Here is an 18,316-nt window from a genome sequence, read left to right on the forward strand (position 1 = left end):
CAGCGCCGGCTGGCGCTGCCCGGGCGCGCTTAAGGCGCCAGCGCCGGCGGATTCGGCCGCGCCGCGGTCTGCGCGCCGGCGCTCAGCCGGTTGGCGCCGTCGCCGATCTGCACCGCATGGCCCATGGACTGGCTGGTGCTGCGGCTGGTGACGGTGTCGACATACCACCATTCCGATACGACGCGGGTGGCGTCGATGTCGAGCAGCATGTAGCCGCGCTCGGTCAGGTCGACATACTTGAGATGCGGGTTGGCCAGCTTGAGCGCGGCGGCGGCGATGCCCTTCGGGTCGATCGCGCCGGGTGACGTGACCGAGGTCGCCACCAGTTCGACCGCGCGCGAGCCGGCGCCGGTGTCGCCGTCGTAGCCGCCGGAGGCCACGTCGCCGTTGTTCGGATCCTGCGACAGGTCGGCCGCGAACGAGCTGTGGATGTCGCCGGTCAGGATCACCACGTTGTTGACGGCCGGCGCGCCGGCGCCGCCCTTGATGACGTCGTATACCCGGTCGCGGGCCGGCTGGTAGCCGTCCCACTGGTCGGGATTGAAGAAGGTGCCGCCGCCGTCGGCGACCACGCCGCCGACCGACTTGAGCTGGGCGAACATGACGCCCTGCCCGACCAGTTTCCACTTCGCGGTCGAGCCGCGCAGCTTGCCGGCCAGCCAGTTTTCCTCTTCCGTGCCCAAAACCTGGCGCGCCGGGTCGAGATAGTCGCCGGACTGCGTGAAGTTGCCGAAGCTCAGCGCATTGCGGTAGATCTGCTGCGAGCGGGCATTGACCCGCTCTTCCAGCATGATCAGGTCGACCAGGTTGCCCAGCGCGAAGCTGCGGTTGTTCTTGCGCAGGTTGGCCGGGTCGGTGATCCGCACCGGCATCCATTCGTAATACGCCTGCAGCGCCGCGGCCACGCGGGCGGACCATGCGCCTTCAGCGCCCTCGGTATGGTTGCCCGCGCCGCCGGACCAGGCGTCGTTGGCGAATTCATGGTCGTCCCAGATCGCGACCATCGCATGCTGGCGATGCACTTCCTGCAGGTCGGCGTCGCGCTTGTACTGCGCATGCCGGGTGCGGTAGTCCGACAGCGTCAGGATTTCATTCGACGGTTCGTAGCTGCGCACGTCGCCATAGTCGCCGGTGCCGTATTCATAGATGTAGTCGCCCAGGTGGACCACGAGGTCGAGGTCGGCGCGCTCGGCGATGCGGCGGTAGGCATTGAAATAGCCATGCGCGAGGCTGGCGCAGCTGACCACGGCCAGCCGCAGGCGGCCGGCGTCGCCGACCGGCAGGGTCTTGGTCCGGCCGATCGGCGAGAACACGCCGGCCGCGCTGAAGCGGTAGTAATAGGTGGTGTCGGGCCGCAGGCCGTCGGCATCGATCTTGACCGTGTAGTCGCGGCTGGCGTCGGTGCCGACGCGGCCGGTCTTGACCAGCGCGGTCATGGCGGGATCGGTGGCGACGAAAAAGTCGACTGTCACCGCCGCGGCGGTGGTGGCGCCGGCCGGCGGCGTGACGCGGGTCCAGAGGATGACCGCGTTCGACAGCGGATCGCCGCTGGCGACGCCATGCACGAAGCTGATGACCGCGCTCTGCGGGGCGCCGGGGTCGGCGCCATTGTCGCCGCCGCCTCCGCCACAGGCCTGCAGCAGCGGGACCGACGCCGCGGCCAGCATGGCCGCGCCGGAACGCCTCAGGAAGTCGCGGCGGCCGACCGGGCGGCGCTGCTGTTTGCGGTTACGTGGGCGTCCCATCTCGATTCCTCTGTCATGCGTGGCTGTGAGGTTTCAGCATGGCATCATTTTTATGCGCATGCATTAACGGGACGCAAGCGAACGATGCGGCGGATCGGGGCGGCTTGCGGGATGCGGCCGGCATGCGCGCCCGGTCAGGCCGCGCTGGCTTCGATCCGCGGCAGTCAGGCCGTCAGGTCGGCGAAACGCCGGCCCCGGTTCTACATAAGGTTGCGCAGAAGTGCGGCGGTGCGCATCGCGACACTGGCGCAGGTAGTCCATGCGCAGCGCTGGCGAAATTCAGGATAGTGGAAGGCTTGCGGCGCCGGGCTGGTAACTGGGCGGCAAGGCATGGAATGCGCGGGGCAATGGACAGCCGGCGCAGCGGGGAAGACGCATCGCGCCCTCCCCTGCAAGCGGCGACGACGCGGGCCGGGTATCGCTGCGCCCGGCCCGGTCGACATCCGCCTAGTGGTTGCGCTTCTGCTTCGCGCCGCCGCCCGCGCCTTCGTTGGTCGATGCCTTGGTGTGGCTGGCGGCGTCCTTGCCGCTTTGCTTGTTCTGCTGCGCCTTCGATTCGGCTTCGGTAGGCGTGTCCGACTTCTGCTGGCGCGTCTTGTCGTTGGTCTTGTCTGTGCTCATGCTGTGCTCCTCTTTGTGTTTTCATGCCGGATCGACATGGCAATGTAGACCCCGGCCCCGGCGCAAAAATTCCACCGGCGGCCGTCTACAACGTCAAAGCTTGAGCGGCTTCGCATCCCAGACCTCTTCGGCGTATTCGGCGATGGTGCGGTCCGATGAAAACACGCCCATGCCGGCCACATTGAGGATGGCCTTGCGGGTCCATTCCTCCGGCTGCCGGTACAGGTCGTCGACCCGGTCCTGCGCTTCCATGTAGCTGGAGAAGTCGGCCAGCAGCAGGTAATGGTCGCCGAAGTTCACCAGCAGGTCGAACAGCTGCTGGAAGCGGCCCGGCTCGTCCTTCGAGAACACGCCATCGCGGATGTCGTCCAGCGCCTGCTTCAGCTCCGCGTTGGTTTCATACAGCTGGCGCGGCTGGTAGCCGTGGGCGCGGATGTCTGTCACCTGCGGCGCGGTGGCCCCGAATATGAAGATGTTCTCCTCGCCGACCTGCTCCATGATCTCGATGTTGGCGCCGTCCAGCGTGCCTATGGTCAGCGCGCCGTTGAGGGAGAGCTTCATGTTGCCGGTGCCGGACGCCTCGGTGCCGGCGGTGGAAATCTGCTCGGACAGGTCGGCCGCCGGGATGATCATCTCGGCCAGGCTCACGCTGTAGTTGGGCATGAACACCACCTTCAGCCTGTGGCCGATGCGGGCGTCGTTGTTGATCACCGCGGCCACGTCATTGATCAGCTTGATGACCAGCTTGGCAGTGTGATAAGCCGACGCGGCCTTGCCGGCGAAGACCACCGTGCGCGGCACCCAGTCCGCGTCCGGGTTGGCCAGGATGCGGTTGTAGCGGGCCACCACCTGCAGCAGGTTCAGCAGCTGGCGCTTGTATTCATGGATGCGCTTGACCTGCACGTCGAACAGCGAGTCCGGGTTCAGCGCAATGCCCATGTTCTGCTGGACCCAGCTGACCAGGCGCAGCTTGTTGCGGCGCTTGGCGTCCTTGAATCCTTCCGCGAAGTCCGGGTCCACCGCCAGCGGCTTCAGCTGCGCCAGTTCTTCCAGGTGCAGCCGCCAGCCGCGGCCGATATGGCTGTCCACCAGGTCCGACAGCGCTGGGTTGGCCTGGGCAAGCCAGCGCCGCGGGGTCACGCCGTTGGTCTTGTTGTTGAAGCGCTCCGGGAACACGCGGGCGAAATCGGCGAAGATCGACTGCTTCATCAGTTCCGAATGCAGCCGCGACACGCCGTTGACCTTGTGGCTGGCGACCACGGCAACATAGGCCATGCGCACGCGCCGCTCGCCATGCTCGTCGATCAGCGAGAGCCGGCGCATCAGCTCGAAGTCGGCGCCGTACTGGGCGGTGACGCTGCCGAGAAACTCGGCATTGATGTCGAAGATGATGTTCAGGTGGCGCGGCAGCAGCCGGCCCAGCATGTCCACCGGCCAGGTCTCCAGCGCCTCGTGCATCAGCGTGTGGTTGGTGTACGAGAAGATGCGCTGCACCAGGCCCCAGGCCTGGCTCCACGGCAGCTGGTGCTCGTCGAGCAGGATGCGCAGCAGCTCGGGCACCGCGAGCACCGGGTGGGTGTCGTTCAGGTGGACCGCGACATAGTCGGGCAGCGAGTCGAAGCTGTGCTTGTTGCGCAGGTGGCGGGCCACCATGTCCTGCATGCTGGCCGAGACGAAGAAGTATTCCTGGCGCAGGCGCAGCTCGCGGCCGGACTGGGTCGAGTCGTCGGGATACAGCACGCGGGACACGTTTTCCGAATGGTTCTTGTCCTCGACCGCGGCGAAGTAGTTGCCGCGGTTGAAGGCGGACAGGTCCATCTCGGTCGTGGCCTTGGCCGACCACAGCCGCAGCGTGTTGGTGCTGTCGGTGCCGTAGCCGGGGATGACGGTGTCGTAGGCCATTGCCAGCACGTCCTGGCAATCCAGCCACTGCACCCGGTCGCCGTCCTTTTCAATGCGGCCGCCGAAGCGCACCCGGTACTGCACTTCGGGCCGCGGGAATTCCCACGGGTTGCCGCCGGAGAGCCAGTAGTCCGGCGCCTCGACCTGGCGGCCGTCGACGATCTGCTGGCGGAACATGCCGTAGTCGTAGCGGATACCGTAGCCCATGCCGGAAATGCCCAGCGTGGCCATCGAGTCGAGGAAGCAGGCGGCGAGCCGGCCGAGGCCGCCGTTGCCGAGCGCGGCGTCGGGCTCGAGCTCGGCCAGTTCATTGATGTCGATGTCCAGCGCCCGCAGCGCATCGCTCACTTCCTGGTAAATTCCCAGCGCCAGCAGCGCGTTGGTGAAGGTGCGGCCGATCAGGAATTCCATCGACAGGTAATAGACCCGCTTGGCGTCCTGCGCGTAATACTGCTGCGTGGTCTTCATCCAGCGCTCGACCATGCGGTCGCGCACTGCCAGCTCGGTTGCCTGCAGCCAGTCCTGCGGGCTGGCGGCGGCCGGGTTCTTGCCGACCGCGTAGGTCAGCTTGTTGGCGATCGAGCGCATCAGGTCATGCACGTCGAGCGCGACGCGGTCGTATTCGAATTCGGTATTTGGCATGGGTCTCGTGGTCTGGTCGTGGTCCGGCGCAGGCTCCCGGCCGGGCCGGTTCAGACTGCGACTTGCTCGTAAAGCGTCAGGTACTGCCGCGCCGCGACATCCCAGCTGAACTGCTGCCGCATGGCGCAACGCTGCACCTGCGCCAGGTCGGCCGGCCGTGCGGCAAGGGCGAATGCGCGGCGCATCGCCGCATCATAACCGGCAAGCTCGAACTGATCGAAGGAAAAACCGGTCGCGCGGTCGTCCGCCAGATTTTCCAGCGTGCAGTCGACCACGGAGTCGGCCAGCCCGCCCACCCGGTGCACCAGCGGCAGCGTGCCGTAGGCCAGGCCATACAGCTGCGTCAGCCCGCACGGTTCGAAGCGCGACGGCACCAGGATCACGTCGGCGCCGGCGATGATCCGGTGCGACAGCGCCTCGTCGTAGCCGATGCGCACGCCAATTGCTTCCGGGTGCTGGCGCGCGGCCTCGAGGAACGCGGCTTCCATGCCCGGCTCGCCGCTGCCCAGCAGCGCCAGCTGGCCGCCGCGCTCCAGCAATGCAGGCAGGCCGGCCAGCACCAGCTGCAGTCCCTTCTGTTCGGTCAGGCGGCTGACCACGCAGAACAGCAGGCCGTCGTCGCGCTGCGCCAGGCCGAACTCGGCCTGCAGCGCGCCCCGGCATTCCCGCTTGCCGCCCATGTCCGACGCATCGTAGCGGGCCGCCAGCAGGCTATCGTTCGCCGGGTGCCAGACGGCCGGGTCGACGCCGTTCAGGATGCCGTGCAGGTCATGCGACCGGGACGCCAGCAGGCCGTCCAGCCCGCAGCCCTGCTCCGGCTGCTGGATCTCCCGCGCATAGGTCGGGCTGACCGTCGTCAGCAGGTCCGCGTAATACAGGCCGGCCTTCATGAACGACACCTGCCCGTGGAACTCCAGGCCGTACAGGTTGAAAAAATAGTCGGGCAGGCCCAGCGCGCCGAAGGAGCTGGCGTCGAACACGCCCTGGTAGGCCAGGTTGTGCACGGTGTAGACAGTGCCGGCCACGCGCCGCCCCATCTGGTGCTCGCGCGCCCTGATGCAGGCCATCGCGATGCCCGCATGCCAGTCGTGGCCATGCACCACCTGCGGCCGCCAGTCGCCGTCGCCATGCTCGGCCAGCCAGGCCGCGACCCGGCCCAGCAGCGCGAAGCGGCGGTCGTTGTCGAGATAAGCCTGGTTGAAGCTGTCGGAATACGGGTTGCCCGGACGGTCGTAGAACTGCGGCGCGTCGATCACGTAGGCGACCGTGCCGGCGCCGGGCACGACGCCGCGATACAGCCGAACCGGCTCGGCGCCGAAATAGCCGGACATGTCCACGACCAGCTGCTGCGCGCCGATGCCGTTCTTCAGCGCGGGAAAGCCGGGCAACAGCACCCGGGCGTCGCAGCCCTGCCTGGCCAGCGCCGGCGGCAGCGCGCCGGTGACGTCGGCCAGGCCGCCGGTCTTGAGCAACGGATAGAGTTCCGCGCAGACATGCAGGACCCGCATCATGCGGCAGGCGCGCCGCTACCCTTTTGCAGCATGTCCGCGGTGACCAGCACGACGCCGCTTTCGGTGCGCGAAAAGCGCTGCGCATCCAGCTCGGGATCCTCGCCGATGACCATGCCGTCGGGCAGCACGCAGCCGCGGTCGATGACGACCTTGGACAGCCGGCAGTTCTTGCCGATCTTGGTCTGAGGCAGGATCACCGCCTGGTTGATGGTGCAGAAGGAATCGACCTCGACGCTGGAGAACAGCACCGCCTGCGTGATGTCCGAGCCGCGCACTACGCAGCCGCCCGACACCAGCATGTTGACCGACTTGCCCTGCACGCCGTTCTCGTCGGGCAGGAACTTGGCCGGCGGCAGCTGCTCCTGGAAGGTCCAGATCGGCCAGTCGCGGTCGTACAGGTCGAGTTCGGGCTTGTCGGTCGCGAGGTCGAGGTTGGCCGACCAGAACGCGTCGACGGTGCCGACGTCGCGCCAGTAGGCGATATGCTCGGCGCTGAGCGCCGGCGGGATGCTGGACATGCTGAACGGATGCGCGGTGGCGCTGCCGTCGCGCACCACGCGCGGGATGATGTCCTTGCCGAAGTCATGGTTGGACGCCGGGTTCTGCAGGTCTTCCTCGAGCAGCCGGTACAGGTAGTCGGCATTGAACACGTAGATGCCCATGCTGGCCAGCGCGATGTCCGGGTTGTTGGGCATGCCCGGCGGCTGCGCCGGCTTCTCGACGAAGTCGACCACGCGGCGCTCGTTGTCGACCGCCATCACGCCGAAGGCGGTGGCTTCCATCCGCGGCACCTCGATGCAGCCGACCGTGCAGCCCGAGCCGCGTTCGACGTGGTCGAGCAGCATCAGCGAGTAATCCATCTTGTAGATATGGTCGCCGGCCAGCACCACCACGTATTCCGGGTTGTAGCCGCGGATGATGTCGAGGTTCTGGTAGACCGCGTCCGCGGTGCCGCGATACCAGTGGGTCTCGCTGACCCGCTGCTGGGCCGGCAAAAGGTCGATGAATTCATTCATCTCCGGCCGCAGGAAACTCCAGCCGCGCTGCAGGTGGCGCAGCAGCGAATGCGACTTGTACTGGGTGACCACGCCGATCCGGCGAATGCCAGAATTGAGGCAGTTGGACAGCGCGAAGTCGATGATGCGGAACTTGCCGCCGAAATACACCGCCGGCTTGGCGCGCTTGTCTGTCAACTGTTCGAGCCGCGAACCGCGCCCACCGGCCAGGACCAGCGCCATCGTGCGTTTGGGGAGTTGCCGCGACACCAGAAGTTTATCCATGGATCGTCTCATTTTTTCATGTCTCATCGTGATGGTTTCCGCAGCGACGGACAGGCGGCCGATCCATGCGGCGGCTTGTTCGGGCTACACCGTTATCAAAACTATCTCTCAATCGTCCGACCCAAGTATTGTTTCTGCGCTAGTCCTTGCGCTGAAAGACCGGATGGGCGGCGAGCCGCGAATTGGTAGAATCGGCCCTTCCCGCGCAAGGTTGCCAATATATTATCTTGCCGCATACTATTTTTTTGCACTTTCTGACGGGCCCGACATGGATTCCTCCACAACTGACATGACGCCGCGGCGCTATACCCGCCTGCTGACCATCGCCGGGTCCGACAGCGGCGGCGGCGCGGGCATACAGGCCGACCTCAAGACCTTCGCCGCGCTGGGCTGCTACGGGATGAGCGCGATCACCGCGATCACCGCGCAGAACACGCTGGGCGTCACCGCCATCCAGCCGCTGCCGGCGGCGCTGCTGACGCAGCAGATCGACGCGGTGACCGCCGACATCGGCGTCGACGCGGTGAAGATCGGCATGCTGCATGACCCGGAAGTGGTGCTGGCGGTGGCCGCGGCGATACGCCGCCATGGCTGGACGCGGGTGGTGCTGGACCCGGTCATGGTCGCCACCAGCGGCGACGCGCTGATCGCGCGCGAAACGGTGGCGGTGCTGGTGCGCGAACTGTTTCCGCTGGCCACGGTGGTCACCCCCAACCTGGACGAGGCGGCGCTGCTGCTGGGCCGGCCCGTGACGACGGAGGCCGAACTGCCGCAGGCCGCCGCCGACCTGCTGGCGCTGGGCGCGCCGGCCATGCTGCTCAAGGGCGGGCACCTGGCGGGCGACACGCTGGTCGACCTGCTGCTGCAGGCCGGTCAGGCGCCGGTGGCGATGTCCGGCGCGCGCATCGACAGCGTCAACACCCATGGCACCGGCTGCACGCTGTCGTCGGCCATCGCCTGCCACCTGGCGCTGGGATGCACCCTGGCCGACGCGGTGCGGCTGTCGCGGGACTATGTCATCGCGGCAATCCGCCACGGGGCCGACGTGAAGACAGGCGGCGGCCACGGGCCGCTGAACCATGGATTCGCGCCGGCGCCGATGCAGAAACTGTCGCGGGATGCGTTCGTTCCGCCGCCGGCTTGATCCTGCTCAGAACAATTTTGTCATCAGAATGAAATCCTGATTGTTTATGATGTCGGGTTCGTAAAAAATGGAGTATCCAATGAAGAAATCCCTCGCGGCCATGGCCGTACTCGGCGCCGCGGCCAGCATGGCCCAGGCCCAGACCAGCGTGTCCATCTATGGCTCGTTCGACGCCGGCGTGCGCACCCAGGACCATGTCAACAGCAATGGCAACAGCCGCACCACGATGAGTTCCAACGGCACCTACAATTCCAACCGGCTGGGCTTCAAGGGCACGGAGGAACTGGGCGGCGGACTGAATGCGCATTTCACGCTGGAAAGCGCGTTCAATTCCGGCACCGGCGCTGACGACGCCGCCCGCCACTTCGGGCGCTCGGCCTTCGTCGGCCTCGGCGGCCAATGGGGTTCGCTGGACCTTGGCCGCCAGTACACGGTCGCCTACCGGACCGTCGGCACCTACGATCCGTTCAACTTCAAGTACACGGGCATCGTCCCGACCGCGCAGGCCAGCATCTCGGCCGGAGTGCGGACCGACAACAATATCCAGTACACAGGCACTTTCGGCCCGGTGACGGCGCGCGCCGAATATGCATTGTCCGAGCGCGTCGGCGGCGGCAGCGGCGGCTCGCATGCCGGCATCGGCGCCACCTTCGCCAGCGGCCCGGTCGCGCTGGGCGCGGCCTACACCGCGCGCAAGCCCGATGTCAGGACCGCCACCCAGGTCAGCGCGAATGCGCCGGCCAACTTCCAGGACAACCGTTCATGGACGCTCGGCGGCGCGTACACGTTCGGCCCGGCCCGCCTCGCGGCAGGCTATGCCAGGGAGTCGCAGGACCTGTCCGCCGGCGGCGACGCCCGCCAGCAGAATGCCTGGTTCGGCGGCAGCTACAACATCAACCCGGCGCTGGTGATGAGCGCGGCCTACTACCACACCAAGGTCGATGCCGGCATCGCCGGCGCGACCACGGACGGCAAGCGCGGCCTGTTCATCGTCGGCGCGACCTATGCGCTGTCCAAGCGCACCAACCTGTATGCCGACGTCGACTACGCACGCTTCAAGGACGGCCTGGCCGGCACCGGCAGCAGCCCGTCCTCCGGCCAGCTGCCGCTGGCGTCGCCCGCCGGGCAGGACCGCATGGTGGGCGTTTCGCTGGGTGTGAACCACGTGTTCTGACGGGCTCCGCGCGGCATGGCCGCGCTGCCGCTGATGGCGTGATGCAATGGCGTGATGCAGTGACCCGCATCGCGCCATTTTGATTTTTGGACGGCGCCTGATCGACCGCGCCGTCAGGCCGACTGCGCCGGCGTCTTCTGGAATTCGAACACCGCGCGCAGCGCGACAATCGCCTCCCGGCTCGGGAGCGTCGCGCATGCATCCGCCAGTTCCTCGACCAGCAAGGGCACGGACGGCTGCGGCATCCGCCCGAGCTCGGCTGCGCACGCCAGCAGCGCGTCCAGGCGCGCGCCCGCCTGGATGGAAATGCTTTTCAGTCCAAGGATGCGCATGCCGAGCCGGTTGACTTCGGCGGCATGAAGGGAAACGGAAACGGCGCTGGCGGCGGGTTGCTGCTGGCGCGGGGTTGCGGGAAACGAAAGACTACGGGCACATTGCATGTCTGCCTCCGGGGAAAATGAAACGGCTGCGTATCTCCCGGAATCCTTAATGTTCCAATCGCGTCTTAACCGAGTCCGCCGAACAGGTCGGCCTTGCCCAGCAGTTCCACCAGCAGTTTCTTCACCGGCGCCGGCAGCGGCGCCTGCGCCAGCCGATCCACCGGGTACCAGACATGGCTATTTTCAGCGGCCATCGGGTGCCGCTGCGACAGCGCGACCCGGTATGGCGCGACATGCAGCTTGAAATGGGTGAAGCCGTGGCTGAACGGCTGCAGCTTCTGGTGCGACGCGAGCTGGCCGAACGGCGCCACGCCCAGCGCGATGCCACGCTCCTGGTCATCGTCCGCCGCCACCTCGGGCAGCGACAGCAGGCCGCCCCAGATACCGCTTCCCGGCCGCTGCTCCAGCAGCACCTGGCCGTCGTCCACCACCACCAGCATGGCGACATGCCGCTCCGGCACCGTTTTTTTGGGCTTGCGGACCGGCAGTTCGGCGGTGCGCCCGGTCTCGAACGCGACGCAGCGATGCGCCAGCGGGCAGCGCTGGCAGGCCGGCCGGCTGCGGGTGCAGAGCGTGGCGCCCAGGTCCATCAGGCCCTGGGTGTATGCCTGCATGTCCTGCGTGTCCTGCTTCGGCAGCAGCGCCTCGGCGCGCAGCCACAAGCGGTCCTCGACCGGCTTCGCGCCGGGAAATCCCTCGATGCCGAAGACCCGGCAGAACACGCGCTTCACGTTGCCGTCCAGGATGGCCGCGCGGATGCCGTAGGCAAAGGCTGAAATCGCCGCCGCGGTGGAGCGGCCTATGCCGGGCAGGTCGGCCAGCAGCGCCGGGTCGGCCGGGAACACGCCGCCGTATTCCGCGACGACGCGCTGCGCGCAGCGGTGCAGGTTGCGGGCGCGGGAGTAGTAGCCGAGGCCGCTCCAGTGCGCCATCACTTCTTCGGCCGGCGCGGCGGCCAGCGAGCCGACATCGGGAAAGCGTTCGAGGAAGCGCTGGTAGTACGGAATCACCGCCGCGACCTGGGTCTGCTGCAGCATGATTTCAGACAGCCAGATGCGGTAGGCGTCGCGCGTGTTCTGCCACGGCAGCGCATGCCGGCCATGGGCTTTTTGCCAGCGGATCACATCCGCGGAAAATTCAGGGTCTTGCGGGGCAAGGTCGGTATCGAGGGCAATCCGTTTCATCAGGCGAAGAGTAACACCGGCGCCGGCAATTCCGCTGCCAGCGCCGCTTTCAGCCCGGCCTCGCAGGCGGCCAGCGCCTGCTTCTGGCCTTCCAGCACAGCCTGCATCCGCTGCAGCGCGTCGACCCGCACTTCGAGGTCGTCGGCCGCCAGGTGGATGCGCTCGATCGAGTTGCGGCGCTGCTTGAGCTGGTCGCGGTGTTCGCGGATCTGCGCTTCCAGCGGCGCCATCACGACCTTGAGCCAGGCTTCCACGTCGCGGTTGGCGGTGACCAGGGTCTGCTTGACGCGCGAGGCGATCGAGTCGAAGAACTTCTGCATCAGCACCAGCTGCGGCGTCGTCAGCATCGCGCCGGCGCCGAACTGCTTCTGGTACGCCGCCTCGATCGCCTCGATCTCGTCGGCATAGCGCTTCAGCGAAAACGGCATCGGCGTCGACAGCGCGAAGCCATGCTCGGCCGAGAAGCGCCGGTACATCACCGTCATCATCTCGCCGATCTCGCCGACCTTGCGGCTCGACAGGATGATGTTTCCCTCGACCTGGCTGAAGAAGCGCCTGACCGCCTCGCGCATGCCCAGCGAGAACATGCTGCCCTCCATCGCCTCGCGCGTGACGCGAATGTCCCGTTTCAGCGCGTCCATGCCGAGGCATTCGAACAGCTCGTCCGACAGGGTCGCGAACACGGTGCGGGTGCCCTGCAGCTTGACCAGGCTGGCGTCGAAGTCGGCCTTTTCCATGTCGATGCGCTTCATCATGTGCGCGACGATGTTCTGGTTCTTGCCGCGCAGGCTTTTCAGTTCGACCAGCTGCTCGACCACGTTGCGCATGCGCGAGGACAGCAGCGACTGGCGCGAGGCCAGCAGTTCCGCGGTCTCCGCATGCAGCTGCAGCTGCATCAGCTCGCGCCGCCCCGGCACCAGCCGCTGCGACAGCGCCTGCTCGAGCGCCGGCAGCCGGCTCTTCTCCAGCAGCGCGGCATCCTTGCCGATCTTGGCGACCAGGCCCTTCTGCGCCGACACCGGGAACACCTGCGACGGCGCCAGCTCCAGCGTCTGCGCCACGCTGTCGACCTGGCTGGCGATCTGCCCGGCCACCTCGGCCGGCGTGCGCAGCTCGTCCCACAGGCTGTCTATCTTGTTGAGCACCACCATGCGGCCGGCGCCGGCGCCGATATGCTCGCGCCAGACGTCGATGTCGCTGCGGGTCACGCCGGTGTCGGCAGCCAGCAGGTAGAGCACCGCATGCGCATTCGGGATCAGGTTCAGCGTCAGCTCAGGCTCGGTGCCGATCGCATTCAGGCCCGGCGTGTCGACGATGACCAGGCCTTCCTTCAGCAGCGGATGCGGAAAATTGACGATCGCATGGCGCCAGCGCGAAATCTCCACCAGCCCGTCGGCGCCCACGGTCATGCCGCTGCCGGCGTCGGCGGCGTCGTAAAGGCCGTAGCGCTGCGCCTCCTCGACCGGGACCCGCTTCGAAAGGCCGACCTGGCGGAAAGCGTCGAGCATGCTGTCGGCCGACGACACATCCAGCGGCATCACGGTCCAGGCGTCTTCCTGCAGCCGCAGGTCGCTGGTCGACAGCGGCGTGGCGCGGGTCTCGATCGGCAGCAGCCGGATCGACGGCGGCATCCGGTCGTCGTAGAGCAGTTCGGTCGGGCACATCGTGGTCCGCCCCACCGAGGACGGCAGGATGCGCTGGCCGTAGTCGGCGAAGAAGATCGCGTTGATCAGTTCGGACTTGCCGCGCGAGAACTCGGCGACGAATGCCACCGTCATCTTGTCCCCGGCCAGCCGGGACAGCATGTGCGCGATGCGCTGCCCGCTGCTTTCGTCGGCCAGCCCGGCGGCGTCGGCCGCGTCGCGGTAACGTTCGAGAGCCGAGACGACGCCAGTGCGCCAGACGCTGTATTCGCGGAATTTTTCGACGAGCTTGCTCACGGTATGCCTTATTGCTCTGCGGAACTATTCACAGACTAGCATCGCCGCTCATTTTTGACAATTTGCGCAATAGAAGGTCGAGCGCTGCCCCTGGCGGATCTGGCGCACCTCGGCGCCGCAAACGCGGCATGGCTGGCCGGTCCGGTCGTAGACAAAGTAACTCTGCTGGAAGTAGCCGGACTGGCCGTCGGCGCCGACAAAATCGCGCAAGGTGCTGCCGCCCTGCTCTATGGCGGCGGCCAGGATGCGGCGGATCGCCAGCGCCAGCCTGTCGTAGCGCGCGCGGCCGATCCGGTGCGCCGGCGTCTTCGGATTGATGCCTGCCTCGAACAGGCTTTCGGACGCATAAATATTCCCGACGCCGACCACAATGTCGCCGGCAAGCAACACCTGCTTGACAGGCGCGGTCCGGTTGCGGGTCTGCCGGTACAGCACTTCCCCCGAAAACAGGGTTTCCAGCGGCTCCATGCCCAGGCCGCGCAGCAGCAGGTGGGTGTCGACCGCGCCTTCCTCGTGCGGATGCCAGAGCACCGCGCCGAAGCGGCGCGGGTCGGTCAGGCGCATCAGCTGCTGCTCCAGCACCAGGTCGAAATGGTCGTGCTTCTGCGGCTCGGCCTCCAGCGGCAGCATGCGCAGGTGGCCGGACATGCCGAGATGGACGATCAGCGTGCCGTGGTCGAAGCCGATCAGCAGGTATTTGCCGCGGCGGCTGGTGGCGCGCACCGTACGGCCGACGAGGCGCTCGCCGAGGCCGGCGGGAAAGGGCCAGCGCAGGCCGGTATGGCGCAACACCACGCCGGTGACCGTGCGGCCTTCGATATGCGGCGCGATGCCGCGCCGGGTGACTTCGACTTCGGGGAGTTCAGGCATGAATGCACGTGCTTGTCTTGATCAACGAAATGCCTAAATGGGGACGATGCGTCGAAAACGGCAGACTTTTTTTAGCGCCGGAATCGCCTGCTTCGACCGGTTCCGGCGGAAACGCTTGCGTGCAATCGATCGCCGGGGGCGCATGCCGCACGCAACAGGTACGTTGGCGTAAAATCCAGATTTGCCTATCAGCCAGGATAAGCTCTTGAAAACCCTTCCAGTCATTGCAGCCCTTTGCAGCGTCCTGTCCGCCTGTGCGGTAGCGCCGTCGGCGCCAGGCGCCGGGTCGTCCGCGCCCGCACCCGTGGTCGCCCAGAATGCGGCCAAGCCGGAAGCAGCCACGCCGCGCCGGCCGCGCCTGCGCAGCGGCAGCACCACGCCGGCGCCAGGCGAGAAACTGCCGATCGGCGAACTGAGCGAGGAAGTGCTGTTCCGCTACCTGAGCGCGGAAATCGCGGACCAGCGCGGCGACTGGGAATATGCGTTCGTCAACATGCTGCAGATCGCCCAGCAGACCCGCGACCCGCGGCTGGCGCGGCGCGCGGCGGAAATCGCGATCACCGCCAAGGAGACCGACGAAGCGCTGGCCGCGGTGCGGCTGTGGCGCGAAGTCGCGCCCGAGTCCGAGGAAGCCGCGCAGTTCTACCTGAGCTTCATCCTGGTCGGCGACGACCTGACGGACGCCCGGCCCATCCTGGAACAGCGGCTGAAGGAAGCCAGCCCGCCGACGCTGGGCGCGGTGATCCTGCAGACCCAGCGCCTGCTGGCGCGGGCGCGCAACAAGCCCGCCGCGTTCACGCTGCTGGAAAGCGTGCTGGCCGAGTACAAGGCCCTGCCCGAAATGCACCTGGCGCTGGCACAGGGCGCGCTGCTCGCCGGCGACGCGCCGCGCGCGGCGCAGGAAGCGCGCGCGGCGCTGGCCATCGCGCCGTCGTCCGACCTCGCCGCACTGACCCTGGCGCAGGTGCTGACCGACAAGGACGCCGCGCTGCGTTCGCTGGCGGACTACCTGAAGGCCAATCCGAAGTCGCGCGAGGTGCGCCTCGCCTATGCCCGTTTCCTGGTCGAGCAGAAGCAGTACGACACCGCGCGCAGCGAATTCGGCATCCTGCTCAAGGAACAGCCCAAGGACCTGACCGTGCTGTATGCGCTGGGCCTGCTGAGCGCGCAGCGCAACGACCTGCCCGGCGCGGAAAAATACCTGAAGGCCTACCTGGCCGGACTCGAGGCGCAGCCCGACGACGAGCGCGACCCGACCCAGGCGCTGATGATCCTCGCGCAGATTTCCGAGGAGCGAAAGGACATCGCCGGCGCGCTCAAGTGGCTGGACCAGGTCCCGCAGGGCACGCCGCAGGCTTACGTGATGGCGCAGATCCGGCGCGCGCAGCTGGTCGCCAAGAATGGCGACATCGACGGCGCCCGCAAGCTGCTGCATGAAACCAAGGCCAGCGGCCAGGACGAGGAACTGCAGCTGGTGGCGGCCGAGGCGCTGCTGCTGCGCGAGGCCGACCGCGGCGCGGAAGGCCTGACGGTGCTGGAAGAGGCGCTGCAGCGCTTCCCGGACAACACCGACCTGCTGTACGACCACGCGATGATGGCTGAAAAGTTGAACCGCCTGGACGTGATGGAAACCTCGCTGCGCAGGATCATCGCGATCGCGCCGAACAACCAGAACGCCTATAACGCGCTGGGCTATTCGCTGGCCGAGCGCAATATCCGGCTGGACGAAGCCTACACGCTGATTTCGAAGGCGCTGGCGCTGGCGCCGGAAGACCCGTTCATCATGGACAGCATGGGCTGGGTGCAATACCGGCTGGGCCGGCTGAAGGAAGCCGAGGAACTGCTGCGGCGCGCCTACAGCCTGCGCCCGGACGCCGAGATCGCGGTGCACCTGGGTGAAGTGCTGTGGGCCATGGGCCAGCGCGACGACGCCCGCAAGCTCTGGCGCGACGCCAGCGTGAAGGACCCGAAGAACGACACGCTGAAAAACACGCTTGGGCGACTGCGGGTAAGGCTTTGATGTCCTGAACTGACTTGTCGACGTGGTTACGAAGCCGGCTAATTTGCCTGGAGCAATTAGCGATCAGACCACGTCGACAAGGAAATATGAGCCAGTCCATAACCAACACAAAACCTTCCACCTCTCCTTCGCAAGCGGAAACTCATCGGGATTCCCGAATCCCGCTGGAAAGTCCCTTCCGGCGTGCGCCGCTGATCCGCGAAATAATCCGGCCCGTGGCCGGCACATTGCTCTCTTCAACCGGCTTCCTGCGCAAAAGCGTGGAAGCGGGTGCACCCTGCTTCGCTATCCGAACCAGTAGCTTCGATGACCTCTCCATGATGTGCAATGCATTGCCCGTAGAGGTATGGGAGCTGATCAAGAGCACGTTCTCGTTGGCGGATATCCTTTCCCTGCTTTCCACCAGCGTGGATATGCGCGCTTGCGTCCAAAAACACATCGATAAAGCGGAAAAGCAATACGGAAAAAGCGCCGAAAAAATCCTTGAAATTGAAAAAAATGATTCCCTGAATGAAAGACAAGCCAGAAAAAAACTCAGGGCACTGCTCGACCAGCAGAGTTTCGTAGAACTCCCCTTGTCAAGATGTATCGAAAAAGCAAATGTATTGCAGGCAATTCATCAGAACAGCACCATAAGATACTTGCATGTCGAAGCGAAAAACGTAGCGCCCGATATCGATGGAAAACGACTGGCGTCATCGCTTGGACAGCTCCGCCACGCGATCATTAATCTGGACATTTCAGAAAACAACCATTGGCTGGATAGCGACTTCGAGGAAATATGCCGTTTCCTGAAAAGCGGTTTCCCGGTAATTTCATTAAGCCTGGGCGGCAACCATCTCAGGACCAGCGAGAAAGACAGGATGTTTTTCCCCGCGCTTTATTCACAAGCGTCCCGCATCGAATCGATTTTCCTTGCGGGCGGGAAGTGGAGCGGGAACTGCCTGTCAAATTTTGGGATGGCCGTACTGGCATACAGCCTGATGTCACAGCAGCCACGCACACTCAAGACAATCGATCTCAGCAATACTTCCAATGTTTTCTATCCTGTTGAAAGCACCAATGATGCCGCCTATTCCAGGGTTGGACAATGCGAAGGCAATGCAGCGCTTCAGCAGCCATGGTTCGTCAATTATCATAAATGGGCTAAGAATAATGATAAAACCCCCGGTTTCGAACTGATCATCAAAGCCTTAAAAACCAACAGCACAATTACATCGATCGACCTTTCCAGCTGCAAGATAGACGATCGACTGGCTAAGGTCCTGGCAGCCAGCCTCAGGAAAAACAAGTCCCTGCAAACGCTGTCCCTCGCCAGTAATCTCATCGGTAATTCTGGAATCAAAATGCTTGCCAAGGCAATCTGGCAGCATCCGGCCATGAAAACCCTGAACCTCGCTTCCAATGAAAAAATCGATGAAAGCGGGTGGGCCGAGTTTCTTGGAGCCTTGCCCGATAACGCTGCACTGTGTCATCTGAATTTATCCTCCTGCATGATTGGCGACGAGGGCGCAATAGCCTTGGCAAGGAGGTTGAAAACGAACAGGTCGCTTCGGGAATTAATTCTTCCCTGCACCTCAATTACCGCGGAAGGAATGATCAGTCTCGCCGATTCGATAAAAGACCATCCGTCGCTGAAGCTGCTGGACTCGGCTGGCAATCATGTTTCGCTCGCCGAGGTATCCGTGTCCTAGAGTCTCGTGTCGCATCACATCCGGATCCGGGTAAATACCGGGTCGCAATATCAACTGGCCGGGGCCAGGGAAATGCCGCTTGCGATAATGAATGCATCAGTTCCAGATGCGGAGAAAGTCCCTCATGCCGACTCCTGGCTCAAGAAAGC

13 protein-coding genes are annotated in these 18,316 nt (G+C 65.4%); 4 read left to right on the forward strand and 9 right to left on the reverse strand.

What is annotated here, in order from left to right; translation table 11 throughout:
• Positions 1-29: 29 nt before the first annotated feature.
• The 5 genes from QOL82_RS17170 to glgC all read right to left on the reverse strand — a co-directional run bounded on the left by QOL82_RS17170 (position 30) and on the right by glgC (position 7,701).
• The gene (locus tag QOL82_RS17170; protein ID WP_283443521.1) at positions 30-1,745 is read right to left on the reverse strand and encodes an alkaline phosphatase D family protein; all 1,716 of its coding nucleotides are present in this window, start codon (positions 1,743-1,745) and stop codon (positions 30-32) included.
• Positions 1,746-2,192: 447 nt separating this feature from the next.
• Positions 2,193-2,366, reverse strand: coding sequence for a hypothetical protein (locus QOL82_RS17175; protein ID WP_283443522.1), 174 nt, complete (start codon positions 2,364-2,366; stop codon positions 2,193-2,195).
• Positions 2,367-2,459: 93 nt separating this feature from the next.
• Positions 2,460-4,910 (reverse strand): glycogen/starch/alpha-glucan phosphorylase, encoded by a 2,451-nt coding sequence (locus QOL82_RS17180; RefSeq protein WP_283443523.1) that lies wholly within the window; start codon positions 4,908-4,910, stop codon positions 2,460-2,462.
• A gap of 50 nt (positions 4,911-4,960) precedes the next feature.
• Positions 4,961-6,421 (reverse strand): glycogen synthase GlgA, encoded by a 1,461-nt coding sequence (glgA, locus tag QOL82_RS17185; RefSeq protein ID WP_283443524.1) that lies wholly within the window; start codon positions 6,419-6,421, stop codon positions 4,961-4,963.
• A complete protein-coding gene (glgC, locus tag QOL82_RS17190; RefSeq protein ID WP_283443525.1) occupies positions 6,418-7,701 on the reverse strand; it encodes a glucose-1-phosphate adenylyltransferase in 1,284 nt (427 codons plus the stop codon). The genes glgA and glgC overlap by 4 nt, the downstream gene beginning before the upstream one ends.
• A gap of 268 nt (positions 7,702-7,969) precedes the next feature.
• On the opposite strand from glgC, the gene thiD reads away from it, so the two are divergent.
• A complete protein-coding gene (gene thiD / locus QOL82_RS17195; RefSeq protein WP_283443526.1) occupies positions 7,970-8,845 on the forward strand; it encodes a bifunctional hydroxymethylpyrimidine kinase/phosphomethylpyrimidine kinase in 876 nt (291 codons plus the stop codon).
• Between the two features lie 79 nt (positions 8,846-8,924).
• Complete coding sequence (locus QOL82_RS17200; RefSeq protein WP_283443527.1) at positions 8,925-10,019, forward strand: porin; 1,095 nt, start codon at positions 8,925-8,927, stop codon at positions 10,017-10,019.
• A 113-nt stretch (positions 10,020-10,132) separates the two neighbouring features.
• On the opposite strand, the gene QOL82_RS17205 is transcribed toward QOL82_RS17200, so the two are convergent.
• From QOL82_RS17205 to mutM, 4 genes are all read right to left on the reverse strand, one after another.
• On the reverse strand, positions 10,133-10,459 hold the full coding sequence (locus QOL82_RS17205) for a hypothetical protein (RefSeq protein ID WP_283443528.1): 327 nt from the start codon (positions 10,457-10,459) through the stop codon (positions 10,133-10,135).
• A 65-nt stretch (positions 10,460-10,524) separates the two neighbouring features.
• On the reverse strand, positions 10,525-11,643 hold the full coding sequence (gene mutY, locus QOL82_RS17210; protein ID WP_283443529.1) for an A/G-specific adenine glycosylase: 1,119 nt from the start codon (positions 11,641-11,643) through the stop codon (positions 10,525-10,527).
• Positions 11,643-13,583 carry a dynamin family protein gene (locus QOL82_RS17215; RefSeq protein ID WP_283443530.1) on the reverse strand — a complete coding sequence of 647 codons (1,941 nt, stop codon included), beginning with the start codon at positions 13,581-13,583 and terminating at the stop codon, positions 11,643-11,645. Before QOL82_RS17215 ends, mutY begins: the two co-directional genes overlap by 1 nt.
• Before the next feature lie 48 nt (positions 13,584-13,631).
• Positions 13,632-14,453: a bifunctional DNA-formamidopyrimidine glycosylase/DNA-(apurinic or apyrimidinic site) lyase gene (gene mutM, locus QOL82_RS17220; RefSeq protein WP_283443531.1), complete on the reverse strand. Its 822-nt coding sequence runs from the start codon at positions 14,451-14,453 to the stop codon at positions 13,632-13,634.
• Between the two features lie 205 nt (positions 14,454-14,658).
• Between mutM and QOL82_RS17225 the strand changes: the two genes are divergently transcribed.
• Positions 14,659-16,473, forward strand: a complete 1,815-nt coding sequence (locus tag QOL82_RS17225; protein ID WP_283443532.1) for a tetratricopeptide repeat protein — start codon at positions 14,659-14,661, stop codon at positions 16,471-16,473.
• An 86-nt stretch (positions 16,474-16,559) separates the two neighbouring features.
• A complete protein-coding gene (locus QOL82_RS17230; protein WP_283443533.1) occupies positions 16,560-18,167 on the forward strand; it encodes a leucine-rich repeat domain-containing protein in 1,608 nt (535 codons plus the stop codon).
• The last annotated feature ends 149 nt before the right edge of the window (positions 18,168-18,316 follow it).

It is taken from the genome of Noviherbaspirillum suwonense (assembly GCF_900182955.1).
GTDB lineage: Bacteria > Pseudomonadota > Gammaproteobacteria > Burkholderiales > Burkholderiaceae_D > Noviherbaspirillum_A > Noviherbaspirillum_A suwonense.